This is a genomic window from Lysobacter solisilvae, from assembly GCF_016613535.2.
GTDB classification, from domain to species: Bacteria; Pseudomonadota; Gammaproteobacteria; order Xanthomonadales; family Xanthomonadaceae; genus Agrilutibacter; species Agrilutibacter solisilvae.
The window spans coordinates 2,712,985-2,730,559 of sequence record NZ_CP071518.1; the positions used below are offsets into that span (position 1 = coordinate 2,712,985).

The window sequence follows — 17,575 nt, forward strand, 5'->3', positions numbered from 1 at the left end:
ACTTCAAATGCGCAATTTGCCTGAGACTGGCTTCCTGCGACTGTCGCAGGTTCTCGTGCTGATTCCTGTGAGCAAATCCACGTGGTGGGCTGGAGTCCGCTCCGGCCGGTTTCCCAAGCCCACGAGCGCCTTGGGCGGTCGCATAACGTGCTGGCGTGCGGAGCACATTTGGGAGCTGATCAATCGCGAGTGTGAGGTGCGCCGTGGCTGATGAATCAGATGGGCGTCTTGCCGGCGGCGTTCTGGACGAGGCGCCACCCGTGCTGCTCCCCCCGGGGGCATACCTCTTGCGGTTCGAAGGTTGGGCGACGCGCAAGCACCTGGGGCGGACAGCCAAGGTAGTTCTGCGGCTGCAGGTCTGCGATCAAGGGCCCTACATGGGCCAGGCCATGCAACGCTGGTACAACGTCAAACGCTTGATCGGGCCGCCGAGGAAGTCAGGTGGCTTTGCGGCGGGTTGGTCGTCGGACCTGTACCGAGAGTTCGTCTCCATCGTGGGCGAAACGGAGCGGCGAGACCGCATTCCCCTCACCAAGTACTCGAAGCTACTTCTGCGAGGCGAATTGGAGACGGTGACGACGGATCGCAACCAACGGCCCCTCCACCCCGGACTTCATTACAGCGTAGTGCGGCGCCTGGGGCCGGCGGAGCTCTAAATATCCTAGCCTGCACCTATCTCTGTTCCTATTCCTACCCCGTCATGCATTGGAGGCCAATGGAAACAAGCGTTTCCAGGGTTTCCGTTGGCAATGTGGAACGATTTCAGGCCCTTGGACAAAGGTAGAGGCCTGGATACCTGCCTATCTGTCATCTACCGCCCCGGCTGTCTGCTTTGGGCAGTCGGGGCCCAAGTCACTCGGCAGGAATCCACGGTCGACCTGGGGCCGTTTGTCATATGGAATTCCTCGCGCACGCACGCGCGCGCGAGAAATGGATGTAAACGGACGCCATCGGCCCGAGTGGCAAGAATGTCGCATCAGAGGTTAGAGGTGGCGCTGTTTTCGCGATTGAGGTTGGTTGGAAGGGTGGTTCGGGTGGGGGCGGAGTGGCGGGCCGGTGTCCGGCGCGTGGCAGATGATGGAGGGCCCTGGGGACGCAGAAAGGTGAGGGCGTAGAAGAGCCAGGATGAGTCTAGGAGGTCCGCTAGCGTGAGGCTGCGGGGCCAAGAGCCCCCTTTTGGGGAGAGGAGAGTAGGAGGGCCGTAAGAGGTGACCGAAGATGGGCCGTCGGGGCCATAGCAAAGCCCTAGCCAAGCGACTTTAGGCTGGAGACGTCTCGAAGTAGAGGGCGGACGCCGCCCCCCAGGGAAGGAAGGGACGGCGCCGCCAGCGGTGCGCAAAGCTCCTATACGTAGGAGATCCCGTGGCGCCTCACGGCGGGCTTCTTTTGCGTCGCCTCTGTCGATACGTCAATTGCGACAGATGCCCGCCAAGCTGGGGACGGATGATCCGAGAGAAACCGCTCGAGCCCGGCTATGGCTGGCCCTCGGCGGGCGGCTGCCAGTCCTGCGGTGCGGGCCAGCGTCCCTGGGAACGGAGCAAGGCAATCACAGGAGCAATCTCGCCCTGCTCCCAAATCACATCGAAGGGAATCGAATCGCGCAATGGACCGCCCGCGTGACTCAGCCAGTCCAGTTCACGCTGCTGCGCCCGCCATCGATCACGCTCGGCGGTCGTGCGCGCGTTCGTGCTCAGCACCATTAGGGCCATCTGACGCGGAATCCACATGTCGGAGGTCGCCAGTATCTCAAACGCGTGCCGACAGCCGTCGTCAGGTGTCCACAGCCGATCATGAGGGCACATCTCCAGTAGCTCGTTCTGCTGGGCCAGGAACCAGAACAAGGCGGTGCGCTTCGCGTTCATCAACACGACGTCACGAACGGTACCCGGGCGTGTCAACTGGTAATGCTCCGCGATGGCCGCGGACGCTGCGCCGCAAGCGGGCATCTGCGGCAGTGGGCTAAGGGCACTCACCTGCCGCTGGGCGAAATCCCCCATACGAAAGTCGACGTAACGCGTGACCGATGCCTGGCGCAACAGGGCGCGCGCGCGGCGCTTGTCGCTCCCGCGCTCGGCCACGTCGATAGCCAAAAGTCGAGGAGCCAAGTTATTTGGCTCCAGCGCTATCAGGCGAGCAACGGCGGCACTTGCGTCACAACGCTTGTCGTTTCGACAGTAAACGGCGTACATCCATGCCCCGAGCTCATTGTCCGGCCCCAGGCGCGTGGCAGTGGCCAGAGCCTGCAGATATTCGGGGCGTGTCTTTCCCAGCAGAAAGTCGGAGTTGAGCGACTGCGAGAGCACGACAGAGGAAACGAGGTCCTCGGCCTTCTGGCTCGCCGAGAGCTCCTGCGCGCGCCGCTGCACGGCCGCATGGTGCTGCGCCTCGCACGCTGCGAACCTGGGGTCGATGGGTCGATCACGCAGCTTCGCACCCGATTCGACCGCCACCGCGGACGACGCGCCACTCAACGGCGGCGTGCTGGAGCTGGGTGCCCGCGCCTGCTGTTCTGAGGTCAAGCTCCCTGACAAAGTGGCCTCCGGCGCGGAGTCCGGCGTTCCTGTGGCGGTGGATACAGTCTTGGGTGCAGACAGCGAAGCGATAAGCGCACCCAGGCCACACAAGATCATGGCTACAACGATCCATCGCGCTGTCGCATGTTTCATTGCTGAGCTTCCTAAGACTCTTTTCATCCTGCCAATGACGTCAGTTGCGACTGTTGGCAGGCGCCCATCAAACACCCTTCAGGTAGAAGCGCCAACCATTTTCTTTGCTTGGTATTGGATGATCAGAGGCGGGGACGTTGATCCAAGAGATAACCACAAACCGCTTCTCGCAACGTGTGTCAAGACACAGAAGCTCCCTTCGCCTTGGCGTGCTACAGGCGGCGTGCCTTTCGATCTGGCTCAAACATGCCTCGCTCTCCGGGTATCTTGCAAGCTCATCGGGATCTTCTGACGCAGGTCGACTCGCCTCAGAGATTGAATGATAGAGCGTGCGAACTTCTGGCGCATTGGCGTCGCCAGTGGGAATCAGCCTCCCTCCCAGCTTGGAAACCACTTCTTCAAATGCCGCCCTGTCGGAACTGCCGGTGAAGAGCACGCACGCGAGCCGATCGCGCGCGTCGTGATTCGATTGGCAGCCGGCGGAACTGTTTGCCACCGTCGGGCTAGGGCTATTCGGTTCCAGAGGGTCGAACCAGATCAAAAGAGCTACTGCCACTACGGCCGTAGAGGAAACAGCAAGCATGACTTTCACGAGAGACACGGCAGGCCTTCGGGTATGTGGTGGTGTACCCGGGATACGTCGTTTCGAACCGATTTCCGCCAGTTACGCCGCGGAGATGGATGGCTACCAGCCTCGAGGGAGAGCAGTTACTCCCATCCATGTGTACTGGGCATCGTGATGAATGGGTATGAGCTCGGACGACGGGCTGGATCACATCGTCGTCAAGGAGGCGAAAGAGAAAGCGCCATGAGCACCCGGTCGCTCCGATTCCTGCCGACGCAGTTCCTTCTTGAGCGTGAGGCTAGAGTTCCCTTTGCAGGGCACTCGCGCAGACCAAGATGACGGCCTGGTCGCGTTCCTCGTCAAGTCCCATCCATGCGGATGCCGATCATGCCAGTGGAGGTTCTTCCATGGTCGTGGCGGAACGTTTCAGTTTGTGGCGTACCTATCTTGTGCGGCGCAAACGATATCTCCCGACCGTTTGCGTTCCGCCGGCAGAGCCGCCTTCCACCCACTATCCGAGGGGAGGGCGGCCCTGCCCCTTCTTGGTTCTCTCGTGCATGAGGGTTAGGCGATGCGGAACAGGTTTGCTTGTGAGCCGCTGACGGCAAACTGCGAAGAAGTGTTCTCTCGGCGGGAGCACGCGGTTATTGGCATCAGTCCTGGAAACAGCTATTACAGCGAAGAGAATATCGCGGGTCTTCTTCATTGGGCTTCGCGCGAGTTTGAGAGCATTTCGGTGATGATTCCCGACAATGCCTTGATTGAGACGCTTATGGCTGCGGGGTATGCACGGGATCGTGCGCAGAAGAAGGCGCGGGAGGCGTGCGCTCGGCTCCGTAATCGCGCAGCTCGCGCCTGGAAATCCATGGGGCAAAGTGACAGGTCCAAAGTGAGTCTGCTTCTGCTGTCAGAGCTGAGCGGGCATGAACGATACCGTCAAGTTCTACAACGAGCCAAGGCGGGATTGGTTGAAGATGCTGAGTTACGCGAATGTTGTCTACGCTTGAGTCGCAAGGTGCTTGCATCATATCTGCGAGGAGCCGAGCCTACGGAGGATCAGGCAATGCGGGCGCTGGGGTATCTGATCGCGGAGATGCCTCTGCTTGTAGACTCGCCCAGAATCTTTGATGTTGATAGCTCTACCGCAATCTACTATCGGCGGGTTGAATATATCGACCGATTGCACTTGTGTAACGGAAAGTTGCGGCCTTCGACCAATCAAGCCTTCGCCGTGGTGCGGCAAGTCGAGCATGTATGACATTGGGCCCAAACGTTCGCAGATCAGTAGCCCGTGCGTGGAGGTCGGCGGCGTACTGCCACGCGGAAGGGCAGTGTCGAAGCGCCGTCAAACCTGGGGGCTAAGGTGACCGTTGCTATCGAGCCTGCTGGGGCGAAGGCTTCGGCTGGAGCAACAATTGAACGCAAGGACGCGCATCTGGATCTGTGCTCGACGGCGTCGGTTGAGCCATCGCAGAATGATTCCTTGCTTAGCTGTGTGCAGCTCGTGCATTGCGCGATGCCCGAGATGGCCCTTGAAGAAGTGGTTCTGTCGACTTCCTTCTTCGGCAAGACCATTAGAGCCCCACTGCTCGTGTGCGGGATGACTGGCGGCAGTAAGCGCGCTGAGCGCGTCAACCGGGCGTTGGCCGAGCAGGCAGAGCAGCACGGCTTGGCATTTGGTGTGGGGAGCCAACGCGCGATGATCGAGGATCCTCAGTGCGCGTCATCCTACGCCGTCCGCGATGTTGCGCCGAAAACCGTCCTCATCGGCAACGTCGGTCTGGCGACGGCGGCTTCGATTGGTGTTGACGGGGTCCGGAACTTGATGGACGAGATCGATGCCGACGCCATTGCCCTGCACCTTAACGCCGCTCAAGAGCTCACCCAGCCGGAAGGTGACCGAGACTTCCGCAACGGCTACCGAATTATCGAGAGCTTGGCGCGCTGCCTAGGGGGGCGCTTGTTGGTGAAGGAGACCGGCTGCGGAATCGGGCCGCGAGTCGCATTGCGGCTCTTTGACTCAGGGGTCGAGCTTATCGACGTTTCTGGACTGGGAGGAACCTCTTGGGTCCGTGTCGAGCAGTTCCGAGCGTCAGGTGTTGCGGCCGACGTGGCTGAACACTTTGCAAGCTGGGGCATTCCGACGGCCGCAGCCGTTGCTTCGGTTCGTCGGGCAGTTGGCGATCGCCTGACCATTGTCGCATCTGGTGGACTTCGAACAGGGCTCGACGTCGCGAAAGCGCTCGCTGTGGGCGCCGATCTTGGCGGTATGGCACTCCCGCTGTTTCGCGCACTTGAAGCCGGCGGGCCAGAGCGCGTTGATCAGAGCATCCGCGTAATTGTCGCCCAACTCCGTCAGGCGTTGCTTCTAACGGGATCGCGCACGCCGCAGGAGCTACGTCAGTCGCCGGTGGTCATAACAGGGGCGCTGTCTGACTGGCTCGCTGGTCTAGGCAGTGCGTCGGTGGGGGATGGGCTTGGCAACGACTGCTTGCTTCCCAAAGAGTGCCGAATTGCCCAGCGATATCGGGATCGACCAGAACTGGTCCGCGGTGGTCCTATCGTCTAACTTGCACATGCGAATGGTTCCTCTCATGACACACGAAGAATGCGGTGAGAATGAGTCCTTCATTTCACCCCTTGACGTTTTTCCAGAAGCAGCGAGCTTGGTTGAGCCCCATGTTCGACAGGCGCTGGCGCATTTCCCGCCGCAAATGCTGAGGGTTGTCGGCTATCACCGCGGTTGGCATGATCCGGAGGGCAAGGTAACGGGCCCGATGGGGCTCAGTCCGCACTGGTTTGCTTGCACCTCAATTCTCGCAGGACGAGCAGTCGGCGCCTCGGACGCAGACGTTATACCGGCCGCTGTTGCGATGGAATTGGTCCACGACGCTGCAGTGATCCTCGATGACGTAACTGACAACGACGAGACTCGCTACGGATGTCCCGCGGTATGGAGCGTCTTCGGAGTTGATCAGGCCATCACAGCTGCGGCGGGTCTGCTATCACTGGCATGGGAAGTGTTGCTGTCTGTTGATCCGAGAAAGGCGCTGCCCGCGGCCCGCCTGCTCGAGCGCGCACTGTCGACAGCGGCGAATGGACAGGGCTGGGATATCGTTCTCCGAGGCCGCAGCGACACATCCTGGCAGCGATGCTTGATGATGAGTCAGGAGAAGACGGGGGGGCTAGTGGCTGGTGCCGCGAGCTTGGGTGGATTGCTCGGCGGCGGTGTCCCCACAGACGTTGCCGCACTGCATGCCTACGGCTGGTGGTGCGGACTCGCCGGGCAGATCGTCAACGATGTTGCCGACCTTGGGGCCACGAACATCATAGGCCGTGACAGAGCGGATCTGCGCTCCCGGAGAATGAGCGCGCCGCTCGCCGCTGCCTTGGAGAGCGGCGGACCGCGAGCAGTCAGATTGGCTGAGCTGGTCGATTGCGGGCGAATGTTGACGGTTGACGAGGCATTCGAAGCAGCCGACATCATCGAAGAGGTTGGTGGGCGTGCGCAGGCGGTTGAAGCCCGAGACCACGCAGTGCGGATGGCTCTTGAAAGTCTGCAGTTGCTTCCCGAGTCGCGACATCGCAGACAGCTGGCACAAATGGCTGACCAGATAACGCGCTGCAGGCCGTAGATGCCCTAGGCCGAGCCTGGATGGGCAGCATGCAGCGATGCTTGGTGTGGTCGCGTCTATCTTCAACTGGCGGTCTATCCCTCGGTTCATCGTACTAGACCTCTCAATCAGCGGCGGTCTGCGCGCGATCATCGGCGTTGGCGCGTATCCCCTCATGAAATGAACACTATGCAGATCGTTAGGAGTCGTATTCTTCTCTGGAGCCTGCTTCTGGCCGCCGAGAGTGCCGCGCAAGCCCACGGCGAATCGCCAGTTGGCGGATGCGGAACTGGAAGAGCAATGCCTAGCAAGTGTCTTGAGTTTGGCAGCTGTCGCTCGTTTGGCACCTGCCAAAGCGCTTCTAGAGCCAACCACGCTGTCTCGCATGATCGCAACATCCATCTCGACGCCGCCTGAGGATCTGCCCGTGAATGCCACCCTTCCTGTCGTTGTCATTGGCGCCGGTCCCGTGGGCCTGGCCGCGGCCGCCCACTTGCTGGAGCGCGGTCTCAATCCGCTGGTTCTTGAAGCCGGGACTTCCGTCGGCGCCGGCATTTCGCGTTGGGCGCATGTGCGAATGTTCTCGCCTTGGGAGTTCACCGTGGACCGTGCTGCCAGCGCGCTGCTGTCCAAGCACGGCTGGAATGCCCCGGAGCTGTCGCAGTTCCCCACCGGCGGTGAGGTTATCGAGCGGTACCTGAAGCCGCTCGCCGGAATCCCGGAAATTCAGCCGCACCTGCGGATGGGTGCTCGGGTCATCGTCGTGACCAAGCAGCGACGCGACCGAATGAAGGATGCCCAGCGCAACGACGTGCCGTTTCTGGTTCGCTACGAAGATGCCCAGGGCGAGCATGAGGTGTTGGCACAGGCTGTGATTGATGCCTCGGGCACGATCGAAACGCCCAATCCCATGGGGGCTTCTGGTGTCCACGCCATCGGCGAGCGTTCGCTGCGAGACCGGATCTTCTATGGCATGCCCGATGTCCTGGGAGCGCAGCGCTCGCGGTACGCCGGCAAGCGTGTCCTGGTTGTGGGCAGCGGCCACTCGGCCTTCAATGTCCTCAGCGACCTGGCACGCCTTGCCCGCCAAGTACCTGGCATGCGGATCGAATGGGCCATTCGCCGTCCCTCCCTGCGCCGCGTCCTCGGTGGCGGTGAGCACGATCAGCTCAAGGAGCGCGGCCAGCTGGGCCTCACGATTGCCAAGCTCGTGGAGGACGGCGTGCTCAACGTGACCACGAGTTTCCACCTGGATCGCCTGGACACCACTGCGGAAGGCATCGTGGCGTACGCCGAGGGCGAGTCGATCGCCCCGGTGGATGAAATCGTCGCCTCTACAGGATTCCGGCCAGATCTGGGCGTTCTCTCCGAGCTCCGGCTTTCGCTCGACCACGGCACCCAGGCCCCGCTGGCGCTGGCGCCGCTCATCGACCCCAACCAGCACAGCTGCGGCAGCGTTCGGCCGCACGGTGCGGAGGAGCTGAAACATCCGGACGCCGGGGTCTACATCGTCGGCATGAAGAGCTATGGCCGCGCCCCGACGTTCCTGCTCCTCACCGGCTACGAGCAGGTGCGCTCGGTTGTGGCCGCGGTAGCCGGCGATTGGGAGGCCGCCCGCCGAGTCGAGCTCGTGCTCCCTGAGACCGGGGTATGCATCACCCAGTTCGCGGAAGAGGACGCGGCCGAGAGCGCGGCCTCGTGTTGCGGCACTGCACCCGCAGAAGTCGCGGAGCTGGCCACCACGCCTGCGGGATGCGGCGGCGGTCCAGCGCAAGTCGAAGTCACCCCGTGCTGTGTAAAGGACGAGATAGCCAAGACGGAGGAGAAGGCTGGGGGCGGCTGCGGTCCTGCAGCGCCGGTGAAAGCAGTTGCCACAGGCTGCTGCGGTTAGAACCATGGTGCAGGATCAGCGCCGGGCGGTGTGGGTGCTGGGCGCCTGCCAGTGTGTCTTCTGGGGGGTGCTCTACTACAGCTTCTCAGTGCTGCTGGTTCCCATGGAATCAGGCCTTGGCCTTTCGCGCGCCGCGGTTGCCGGCTCGTTCTCCCTCGGGCTATGTGCAATGGCAGTTGCTGCCCCCGCTATTGGGCGCGCGCTCGATGCAGGCCATGCCGCGCGGGTCACCCGGCTTGGTGCCGGCTTGGCCCTGGCTGGCCTTTCAGTCGTGGCCCTCGCGCACTCCGCCCCGGTGCTTTACCTGGGGTGGGCGTGTATAGGCACGGCCATGGCGATGCTCCTATACGAGTCAGCCTTTGCGCTCGTTAGCAAGGCCATCGCAGCCGATAGTGACCGCCTGCGCGCTCTCGCAGCCGTAACGGTCATGGGCGGGCTGGCCAGCACCATCTTTCTGCCGGTGCTTTCGCTGGTGGTTGATCACTGGGGATGGCGCGCCGCAGTGTGGGGCAACGCCGCAGCGGTAGCGGCTGCAGCCGCCGTCATGGAGCGGCACGTACTGCCGAACTTCCCAGCCGAGAACAGCGTCGTTCGAAGGAGCGCAATCGTTGCCGGGCCATGGCCACCGTACCTGGCCCGGCTGGTCGCGGTGTTCTCGTCCGGCACGATGGCCAGCATGGCGCTGACCACACTGCTGATCCCACTGATGATCGAACGGGGCGCCCCATCCGGCATTGCCGCGCTTGTCCTCGCCGCACTTGGCTTGGCCCAGCTGCCGGGCCGCATTTGGCTCCTCCGGCGTGGCAATACCCCGGACAGCCGCTTGTTGAATGGCATCCCCCTCTGCCTGCAGGCCGTTGGCCTCTTCGTTGTTGTGGTCTTTCAGGCGCCTGCTTCGGCGGCCGCTGGTGTAATCGCTTTCGGGTGCGGCGCCGGGCTCCACACGCTTGCCCGGCCGTGGATGATCCAAGCTCTTTACGGTCCGGCCAGCGCCGGACGTTGGAACGGTGAAGTCGCTCGGATCCAGGGTTTCGCCCGGGCCGCAGGTCCGGTGCTCGCCGCGGCGGCTTCCCAGTGGGTAGGGTCCGCCGCCGTCCTAGGCGCTGCAGGTGGGCTACTAGGGCTCGCGCTAGCCGTGGCGGGCACCATCCCACCACCCAAGATATCGTCGCAGCTACCGCGTCACGGAGCGTCCTAGGAACGGACGTCGATGGGCACGCAACCAGGGAGAAAGCAACGGGCCCGGCGAGCCCCGCACCCGTGAATTGGCGCCAATTGGCGCCACCTTGGGGATGGATTCCAAGCCCCAGTTGCAATCAGGCAGATATCGAACCGATTGTGTCTCGGTTTTCGGCAAGCCGTCACAACACCCATTGCCGCCCTGGCAGGTCTGAATGCGGGTGCGCCGACCATCTTCCCAAGGGCCAAAGGGCACCCCGGCATAGCTCCAGATCCCGGTTCCGCCGGCCTCTGGGCACTGGCTGCGCATACGTTGTCTCCATTCCGCAATCAGGTTCCGAAGCGCCTCAGGCGGGTTCGTTGGAGGAGAATTGCCAGCTTGATCCTTGGTGTTGCTCCCGTGGCAGCTAGTGCAGACCCGGGTTTCTCCGCGATTGAAGCTTACCCAGTTCCGTTCGCGCACCACTGCTCTGTCCCAACCTGTTCTGCTGCTGTTGACGAGCTGCCAGGTCAATGCGCGTCCGGCGGGCACGAATGCAGCCATGGAGCCATCAGGCGCGATGGGCGTTTCGCCCAACGAGTTCAAACGGTTCCCCATGGCCAGAACTGCTGTCGGATCATGCAGAGTCCTCGGCAATACGCGCCTGCCGGGCTTCACTGGCGCGCCATTCTGCGGCAGGCCACCAGAGCCATAGCCGCGGACCTGATCGGCCTGAAAGAACTGCACATGCGAGACGTCATAGATCTTGGCACCCGGTGCGCCAATCGTCTGCAAACCCGATCCCGACACTCGTAGATTGTAGGGCTGCTGCTTGTCGCTACGATCACGCGAAGTCACATTACGCGAGACGACAAGTGCTAAGTCATTCTGCGCTAACCAGTTTCGTAGGAGCTCCTGCTCGACATTCACAGATTCGAGCACAGATCGTTCCGGCAGTGGCAAAGATGGCGCCCTTGTCTTCGTCGGCACTTGCCTCGGGCGCACTTCCACCGGATCCAATTCCCAGAGCGCACCGCTCCAGGTCACTCGCACGTCGGGACTCCAGTATGAGACGGTGCGCATGAGTCCACTTGTCAGAAGCGGCCCCAAGGCCGGCGTTGTCCCCGAAAAATCGACGTAGCGCAGTCGGTATGAGAAGTTGTAGACAGGGTTGGCCGTCGTGCCGCTGTTCTTTTGCTCGGCATAGGTGCCCGTGTGGACAACAAGCAACTGTCCATTCGCAAGCGGCAGCGGATTGCGAAAGTGTCCGGCAGGGTTGTTGTCGAGGACAAGTTCCACCTTCATGGAGTCAGCATTCAGAGGCGGCGTGGCGTCGACATACACCAGGTCCCCGCCTGTTGCGGTGGCGAACTCGGCCGAGCTCACGCCCCAGAACCGGCCCGGCCGGGCGGGATCTTCACGCAAATGGAACATCCCGCCGCTCCCAAACAGCAAATAGGTGGCTCCAGAAAATTGGCCATATTTGATCTGCTCCTGCGCAGGATCACTCCGGTACGAGCCCATGGCGTAGGAGCCGCCAAGCTCATGGCGACCCGAGTGGTTCAATGTCTCCTCATCACTGCCGTCCTGATTCATTTCCCAGGGCAAGAAGTGGTTGAAATTTAGGCTATTGAAAGGGTAGTCATTCGCCACACTAACGCCGTCATAGCCCTGTCCTGGTAGCAAGGAGTACTCCTGCCGTCGCAACTCGGGATATACCTCTGCGCGACTGTGAACCGCGGGCGGCTGTACCTGGTCTTCACTGTCGAAATTGAAGCTGTAGTAGGAGGCGTTCTTGAACACATCCTGGTCGGCCTGCTGATCGCGCAGAAGATGGTCCCACTTTGTGAAAATGACGCGGCCGGCGGAATCGATGCTGGGATAACTCACACCCGAAGGGGCATGCTCAATGATTCGAAATGAACACGCTGCGGGATCCAGTTTCCACAGCCCTGATTCCACAGGCACGGATTCGTACTCATCGAGCTGGGGGTACAAGTGCGCTGCTCCACTGCGTGGACGGTCGCTCACAAAAATGACTTGATCGTCCGACGTATAGACCGGAGCGATGTTGTTGAATCCGGCCGGCTGGCATGGGAGACGGGTGATGTGCACGGCCTCCCCGGGCATATAGCCAGTGACTTCGTATAGCTGCCAGTAAAACTTGTCCGTCCGATACTGCTTGTCTGGGGCTCCGATGAGCATGGAAACAAGAGCCTTCTGCCCTGACCAGTGAATGACGGGCTGGCGCACAGCAATGGCTGGGCCATCTTGACCGGCAGTTTGAATGCCATAGCCAGCTTCAGCGGTCAGATTGCGCAACGACCCATTTGAATACCGAATCCACAGATCGCCGCCACGTGGCGTCCGGAGGGGATCCGTTTGAATGGCGCCGAACGCAGCGGCAACATGCTGGAACTCGGCTGTCGGAACCTGGGTGACAAACATGATGGGCGAGCCGGTTTCGACCAGATTCGCGTTGTCGCCGTCCGCGCTGACGTGGCCGGGATTGGAGGTAGAAAATCGACCCTCTGTTCCGTGATCGCCCTGTCCCGCGCCGCGGTTGCAGGCGGCAATGACAAGCACTGAGATAAGCAGGAGGGAAATCCGTCCATTGAATTTCGGAGATGTAAACGTCCTTGACATGTCGCAAGTCCATGATTGCGCGGCTCTACAAAAAATGCGAACGGAAGGCCCCCCCTGTTCGCGGCCAACTGCTTCGCTGAGCGCCCTACTAAGCTCTGGGATGTATCAGGCCGGCACTCCTAACCAATCGCAAGGCTTCTGGAGATCTTGGTCGGAGCCTTGCGTTATCAGGTACGGCCTCTCCCGCCCGCGTCCGCCAGGCAGGTGCGTGTCACGCGTCACAATTCTGGAAAAATGCCAAGCACACGCTTTCCCTGGGCGCTTCAGGTTTCGCTCGCGCCTGTAGACGGGGCGGACTGCTAGCCGCTGGCGGTCACAGGGATTGATGGCTCGCGACTGATCCGCACGGGCTCTATTCGTGGCGGAGCCGGGGCGGTAGCCAATCGCGCCACCGTCCCGATATGCGATCGCTATGGCGAGCGGTTGGTCGCCACATCGAAACTGGTGCCATCGCGCCGACAGAGTGAGGGCGGCGTTGGGTGCGAGCACGGCAACGCTCAGTCGGGTCAGGGGCTATGGCGACCGCTCAGGTGACGTCTCTGTAAACAACAGTGTTGCCAACGAAGGGTGGCGCCAGGCGGCGCCACCCCAATGCCTGATGAAAGTCCTATTCCACGGTGCCCGTCCACACCCCGATCAGACTGAAGGGCCTGTTTGGACACGCCGAGGCGCTGTTAACCGTCGTATCCACAGAGGTCTTCGTGGTCCCCGCCGATGGGCTAAGGAGCGATCCGCTGCGCAGGTAGCGCGTTGAAGCTTGTCCATTCGCAACCAAATTCAGCCGAGTGCCCGCATCGCGACTCGCGCCGCTGTCGATTGGCGCTCCGTTGTACCAGAGCCGGACGGTTCCGGAATTGTGCCCAGCCCCGAAGCAGGTTCTCCGGACGGACAGGCGAACGGCTACATTCGGGTTGCCAAGGTACTCGGCCGGCATCGAGCCTAGTCCAATCGTCTGAAACAGCGCGTTGTTAAATCCACTGCTACCCGTGTTGACGTTGTTGAGCTGGCCTGAATTGACCACCTGATCGTCAAGCAGGACCTCGGCCAGCACGTCGATGCGTAGCCCCACAGCGTCGCTATTCTTCAGGCCGAGCCAAGACATGACAGGTCCGGAGGCAAGCTGCAATGGGCAAGGCCCGGGATCGTCCAGGAGCGCGTCGAACGGCGTGTTGTCGATGCCACTGAAGGCGATATTGTCGATCTGCCAGCCAAAATTTGGGGAGATAACTGCTGTGTTCAAGGTGCCGAGGGAGCCGAATCGAACCCGCACGGTTTGCGCTTGATACATTGCCCCCAGATTGACCGATATCGTTCTAATAGAAGACTGGTTCGCGGCATAGACGGGTCGCGCACCGAATATGTTTTCCAGTACACCTGGTTGGCCCACGGGTGACTCGCCCACCAGCATCAGCGGTCTATCGTAGGTCGGCGTGGCGAACGCCCCGATATCGATCCAAGTGGCTCCATCGTCATTGCTAATCTCGATTACGCCACCCGCGTATGTGCTGGGCCATAAGGGGGCGTCGAATGAGTGGCGTTCCTGGAACGTGAAGGCAAACGTTCCACTCGCGGACACGTTCAACGGTGGGGAGACCCAATAGGTGCCCGCCGACACCTTTAAATTAGACCCGCTGAACCGGTGTTCGTTCGGACCTACTTCGATTCTCGTCCAGTTCGAAGCGCTCGCGCCGATATGGTCGGTCGACCACACCACATGACGACTTTCAGCATCATCGGTGGCCGAGGACAGGGGTACCTCGTCGTAGCCGAGACGGAGGGTCGCCGAACCCGCCCCCGGCGCGTAAGCCCCCGGGGCGCTTGCCGTCGCGTCGAATTGGACAAACGCGGGTCCCACCACACCGGACAGCGAGACCGGTATGACAACTGTGGTCGTGCTGACGGGTGGAAGCGAGGGCACCGTGAAGCCTGCGCCCTGCGGGAAGATGACCCCAAGTACGGGCGAACTCACGGTACCCGTGATCTGGGTCAGAGTGCTGAGCCCGCTATTCCGCACGGTAACCATCAATCGTCCGGTCTCGCCGTTGTCGAGCACATCGTCGCGGTCACAATAGCCCGGCAAATCATCCAGATCGAAACTCGTGATTTGCAGTCCTCCCGCGACGCCATAGCTCTCGACCAGGCCACTCCCCGCGAAGTCAGTTGGATGGACGGCGCCCGCGCCGAGGCCACGGCGCGCGAAGGCGGCCGCACACAGCTCGAAGTCGGAGGTGTCCTGCGCAAGCATCGCTGCCAGCAACGCGTCGCGTCCTTGGATAAAATTCGGACGGACCGGGGTCAACTTGAGCCCGGTCACGAGGTAGCGCTTCATGCGGTCTTGCGCCTGCGCGAATGTCAACCGCTCGCTATCCCTCAACAGACTCGTGTAGCACTCCCACAGCATGGTGGCCCAGATGGTGCCCCTGTGGTACTCGTCGCCATTGAAGCTGGTGAAGGGTGGCAAACGGCCCGGCTCGGGCGGGCGCGGCGGTAGCGCGGCGTCGACCACAAAATGGCGGAAGGTGAGCCCGTTCTTGGCAAAGTCGGTCGAAAGCGGATAGCGTCGGAGCGCTGCACCGCCACTAAAGTAGTAGGATTGATTTCCCGGCGGCGAGGCCGGGCCTCCGCCGACATGTGGAGCGAATGCATAGACGCCGTTGTAGTCATGGTTCGGATCGGGCCCAGCCAACAGGTGCATCGCGACGAAGTCGGCCCAGCCTTCGGCCATTGACTCGCCGAAGGTTCCCGCATTAAAGCCATCACCGTTGCTGATCGTCCGTGAAACTAGGAGGTGACCGAACTCGTGGGCCGCGACGAAGTTATCGAGCACATGGTGGCGGACATAGGGCTCGGTTTGGGCCTCCATCTGCGCGGTAACGATACCGGCCGCCATGGCGGCCTTGAGATTGGTTGTGTCCGCAGGCTGCAGCACGAGTAACGGGATGCTGACCGTCGCATCTCCGCCGCCGACTGGTGAGGTCGCATCCCCAATGATCGCGCCGATTGCGCCGGCGTTCTGCGCGTTCTTTACCTTAATGCGGTGCTGGCACGTCCCCGCGTCGAGGAACGCGATCTTGCCCGCCACTTCGGAAGCATTGGTCAGCGCCGTGCAACCACGGGTCGACGTGCCGCTGAGGCCCGGAACGACGTCCGCGGCGACGTTGAAGTTGACAGGCCCCATGAAATTGGGCCGAACGTGACCAACGCTTGTTGTGGTAAACGTCGTTTGGCCGGTCACCGACAAGCGTCCTGACTTCCCAGGAACATCCATTGGATGCAGGGACATCGCCGGGGGAATTCCGTCAGGGGGCAAGGTTATGGAGCCGCCGCCCCCTATGTTGTAGTAGGCATTGACAATCATGCCATCATTTTCGAGACCGCCGCGTCCGTAGTTTGAGACCTGCGCGTTTTGGCCAACCTCGTTGAAGCCCGCGTCGTAGTACCAGTCATGCAGCCAGTTGGTCAGATAGAACAACTGAGTCAGTGCGGCTTTGATCTGGTCCGAAGATCCGTCCGACGGCAGCGTGAAATCGTAGGTGCGATCGAACGCGTTCGCCGACGTAATGTCAGGCCGGATGGCGTCGGCGTCGGCGGTGTCGTTGAACGTCAGGTCCGAATATGCATCGACATTGTTGCCGGTCAAATAGATGGCGTTATCGGGCAACCATGGGTCCCCCGTTGAGATTGGCCCGCTCTGCATCATCACGAGATTGGGTGCGATTAATGGCGGCTGATAACCATCGGGAACGCCAGTGGGATGCGGCGTTCCATTGCGACCACCCGGGCCCGGAAAAGGAAAGTTTGGCGCAGTCGCTTCCGCCCAGACACGGTACGTGTAGGGCTGTGCATGTGCCTCCTGTTTGTGGCGAAAAAGGGTGTCGCCAGAAATAGCGGAGATGACGTGGCTGTAGTACTGCAGTGGCTTGGACTCTGAGCCGGCCAACCTGGTGTGAACGTAGTAGGCGGGAACCAAGCCACTGGGCACGCGGAAGTAGACCGGCTTGGTGTGCACTGGCAGTACCGCAGCGCCATTGCTACTGCGCGCCCCTTTGGCAAGCTGGTACAGCGAGTAGCCATTTCGATGGCCTGTGGCGTGCAGCGAGCCCGCCACAGCTTTCGGGTCGAACGCAAAATTGCTGAGCGCACGAGCCACGGCGTCCTTCGCGTCGAGTTTGAAGAGACCTTTCGGATTGGTTGTGGCCATTGGACCCGCGCCGGAGACGAAGCCTCCGATCGCCACCAGGCGGCCGTCGTCACGCAGCAGCACGGAGACTTCCTCGAGAAAGATCTCAACCCCGTTTACCACATGCTTGAACTTGACCAGATTTGACCCCGCACTTAGCGCTTGCTCCTCTTGGAGTCGCAAGGCATCGACCTCGGCGGGGGCCATTCGGTAGGCGCTAGCGAGCCGTCTGAGCTGCCAACGCGCTTGCTCCTGGGCGTTGCCGATCAGCGATCGCGGCGGAATCGCGAGGGGATCTGCGTTTCCCCACGCAAAGTTTGGCACCTGAAGCTTTTCATCCATGTGTCCCGACATGCCCGCCAGCACGCCCTCGCCGAACTTGGTCGCTCGTGCATTCGGCAGCGGCGCTGCCTCCGCGGCCGCGTCAATATCAGGCAGCTGTCCTGCCACTTGAGAGCCAGGAGCAGGCGCGTTCGCCCTGGCAACGCGTCCCGGGATTGCCTTGAAACCCGACATGACGGGTGAGACAGTGGGCGCGCGCGCGATACCCGCCAGCCCGATAATCGTAAACAGGGCGACGGTTGACATCACTGTCAGGAGGTAAACAGGGACGCGTCCCGCCGCGCGCACCATCGACAAGTACAGGACAGTGCTTCTGGCCCGAAGCCGCTTGAGCGTAGTCATGGTCTTCTCCACAACTAATGAGCTTGACCGGAGCCGAGTCCCCGGTGGCGGTCAAGAGCGATGGATCAACGCGCTCCTCGCATCGCTTCACACGCAGGTGACACCACGTGTTTCGAGTGGGTCTACACCCGATCAAGCATTCTGTCAATGGCCGCTTGTCGCCTCGCATT

Annotated in this window: 9 protein-coding genes; 6 read left to right on the top strand and 3 right to left on the bottom strand. The window is 61.5% G+C overall.

Annotated elements, in window-relative coordinates:
- The first annotated feature begins 7 nt into the window (after positions 1-7).
- Positions 8-211 carry a helix-turn-helix transcriptional regulator gene (locus I8J32_RS12050; RefSeq protein WP_200612482.1) on the top strand — a complete coding sequence of 68 codons (204 nt, stop codon included), beginning with the start codon at positions 8-10 and terminating at the stop codon, positions 209-211.
- A gap of 1,261 nt (positions 212-1,472) precedes the next feature.
- On the opposite strand, the gene I8J32_RS12055 is transcribed toward I8J32_RS12050, so the two are convergent.
- On the bottom strand, positions 1,473-2,519 hold the full coding sequence (locus tag I8J32_RS12055; protein ID WP_207526574.1) for a hypothetical protein: 1,047 nt from the start codon (positions 2,517-2,519) through the stop codon (positions 1,473-1,475).
- A gap of 1,283 nt (positions 2,520-3,802) precedes the next feature.
- On the opposite strand from I8J32_RS12055, the gene I8J32_RS12060 reads away from it, so the two are divergent.
- From I8J32_RS12060 to I8J32_RS12080, 5 genes are all read left to right on the top strand, one after another.
- Positions 3,803-4,489, top strand: coding sequence for a tRNA-dependent cyclodipeptide synthase (locus I8J32_RS12060; RefSeq protein WP_200612485.1), 687 nt, complete (start codon positions 3,803-3,805; stop codon positions 4,487-4,489).
- A 105-nt stretch (positions 4,490-4,594) separates the two neighbouring features.
- Positions 4,595-5,800 carry a type 2 isopentenyl-diphosphate Delta-isomerase gene (gene fni, locus I8J32_RS12065; protein WP_200612486.1) on the top strand — a complete coding sequence of 402 codons (1,206 nt, stop codon included), beginning with the start codon at positions 4,595-4,597 and terminating at the stop codon, positions 5,798-5,800.
- A 13-nt stretch (positions 5,801-5,813) separates the two neighbouring features.
- Complete coding sequence (locus I8J32_RS12070) at positions 5,814-6,866, top strand: polyprenyl synthetase family protein (RefSeq protein WP_207526575.1); 1,053 nt, start codon at positions 5,814-5,816, stop codon at positions 6,864-6,866.
- A gap of 364 nt (positions 6,867-7,230) precedes the next feature.
- Positions 7,231-8,736 carry an FAD-dependent oxidoreductase gene (locus I8J32_RS12075; protein ID WP_200612490.1) on the top strand — a complete coding sequence of 502 codons (1,506 nt, stop codon included), beginning with the start codon at positions 7,231-7,233 and terminating at the stop codon, positions 8,734-8,736.
- A 4-nt stretch (positions 8,737-8,740) separates the two neighbouring features.
- Positions 8,741-9,934, top strand: a complete 1,194-nt coding sequence (locus I8J32_RS12080) for an MFS transporter (protein WP_200612492.1) — start codon at positions 8,741-8,743, stop codon at positions 9,932-9,934.
- Here the strand turns inward: I8J32_RS12080 and I8J32_RS12085 are convergent.
- Positions 9,911-12,343, bottom strand: a complete 2,433-nt coding sequence (locus tag I8J32_RS12085; protein ID WP_407060966.1) for an HzsA-related protein — start codon at positions 12,341-12,343, stop codon at positions 9,911-9,913. The two genes, I8J32_RS12080 and I8J32_RS12085, sit on opposite strands and share 24 nt — an antisense overlap.
- An 805-nt stretch (positions 12,344-13,148) precedes the next feature.
- Positions 13,149-17,405, bottom strand: a complete 4,257-nt coding sequence (locus I8J32_RS12090; RefSeq protein WP_200612496.1) for a M36 family metallopeptidase — start codon at positions 17,403-17,405, stop codon at positions 13,149-13,151.
- Positions 17,406-17,575 lie beyond the last annotated feature (170 nt).

Coding starts and splice junctions, on each gene's coding strand:
- I8J32_RS12050 (WP_200612482.1), top strand. CDS start 8: ATGCGCAATTTGCCTGAGACTGGCTTCCTGCGACTGTCGCAGGTTCTC.
- I8J32_RS12060 (WP_200612485.1), top strand. CDS start 3,803: ATGCGGAACAGGTTTGCTTGTGAGCCGCTGACGGCAAACTGCGAAGAA.
- I8J32_RS12070 (WP_207526575.1), top strand. CDS start 5,814: ATGGTTCCTCTCATGACACACGAAGAATGCGGTGAGAATGAGTCCTTC.
- I8J32_RS12075 (WP_200612490.1), top strand. CDS start 7,231: ATGATCGCAACATCCATCTCGACGCCGCCTGAGGATCTGCCCGTGAAT.
- I8J32_RS12080 (WP_200612492.1), top strand. CDS start 8,741: ATGGTGCAGGATCAGCGCCGGGCGGTGTGGGTGCTGGGCGCCTGCCAG.
- I8J32_RS12085 (WP_407060966.1), bottom strand. CDS start 12,343: ATGTTTGTCACCCAGGTTCCGACAGCCGAGTTCCAGCATGTTGCCGCT.
- I8J32_RS12090 (WP_200612496.1), bottom strand. CDS start 17,405: ATGACTACGCTCAAGCGGCTTCGGGCCAGAAGCACTGTCCTGTACTTG.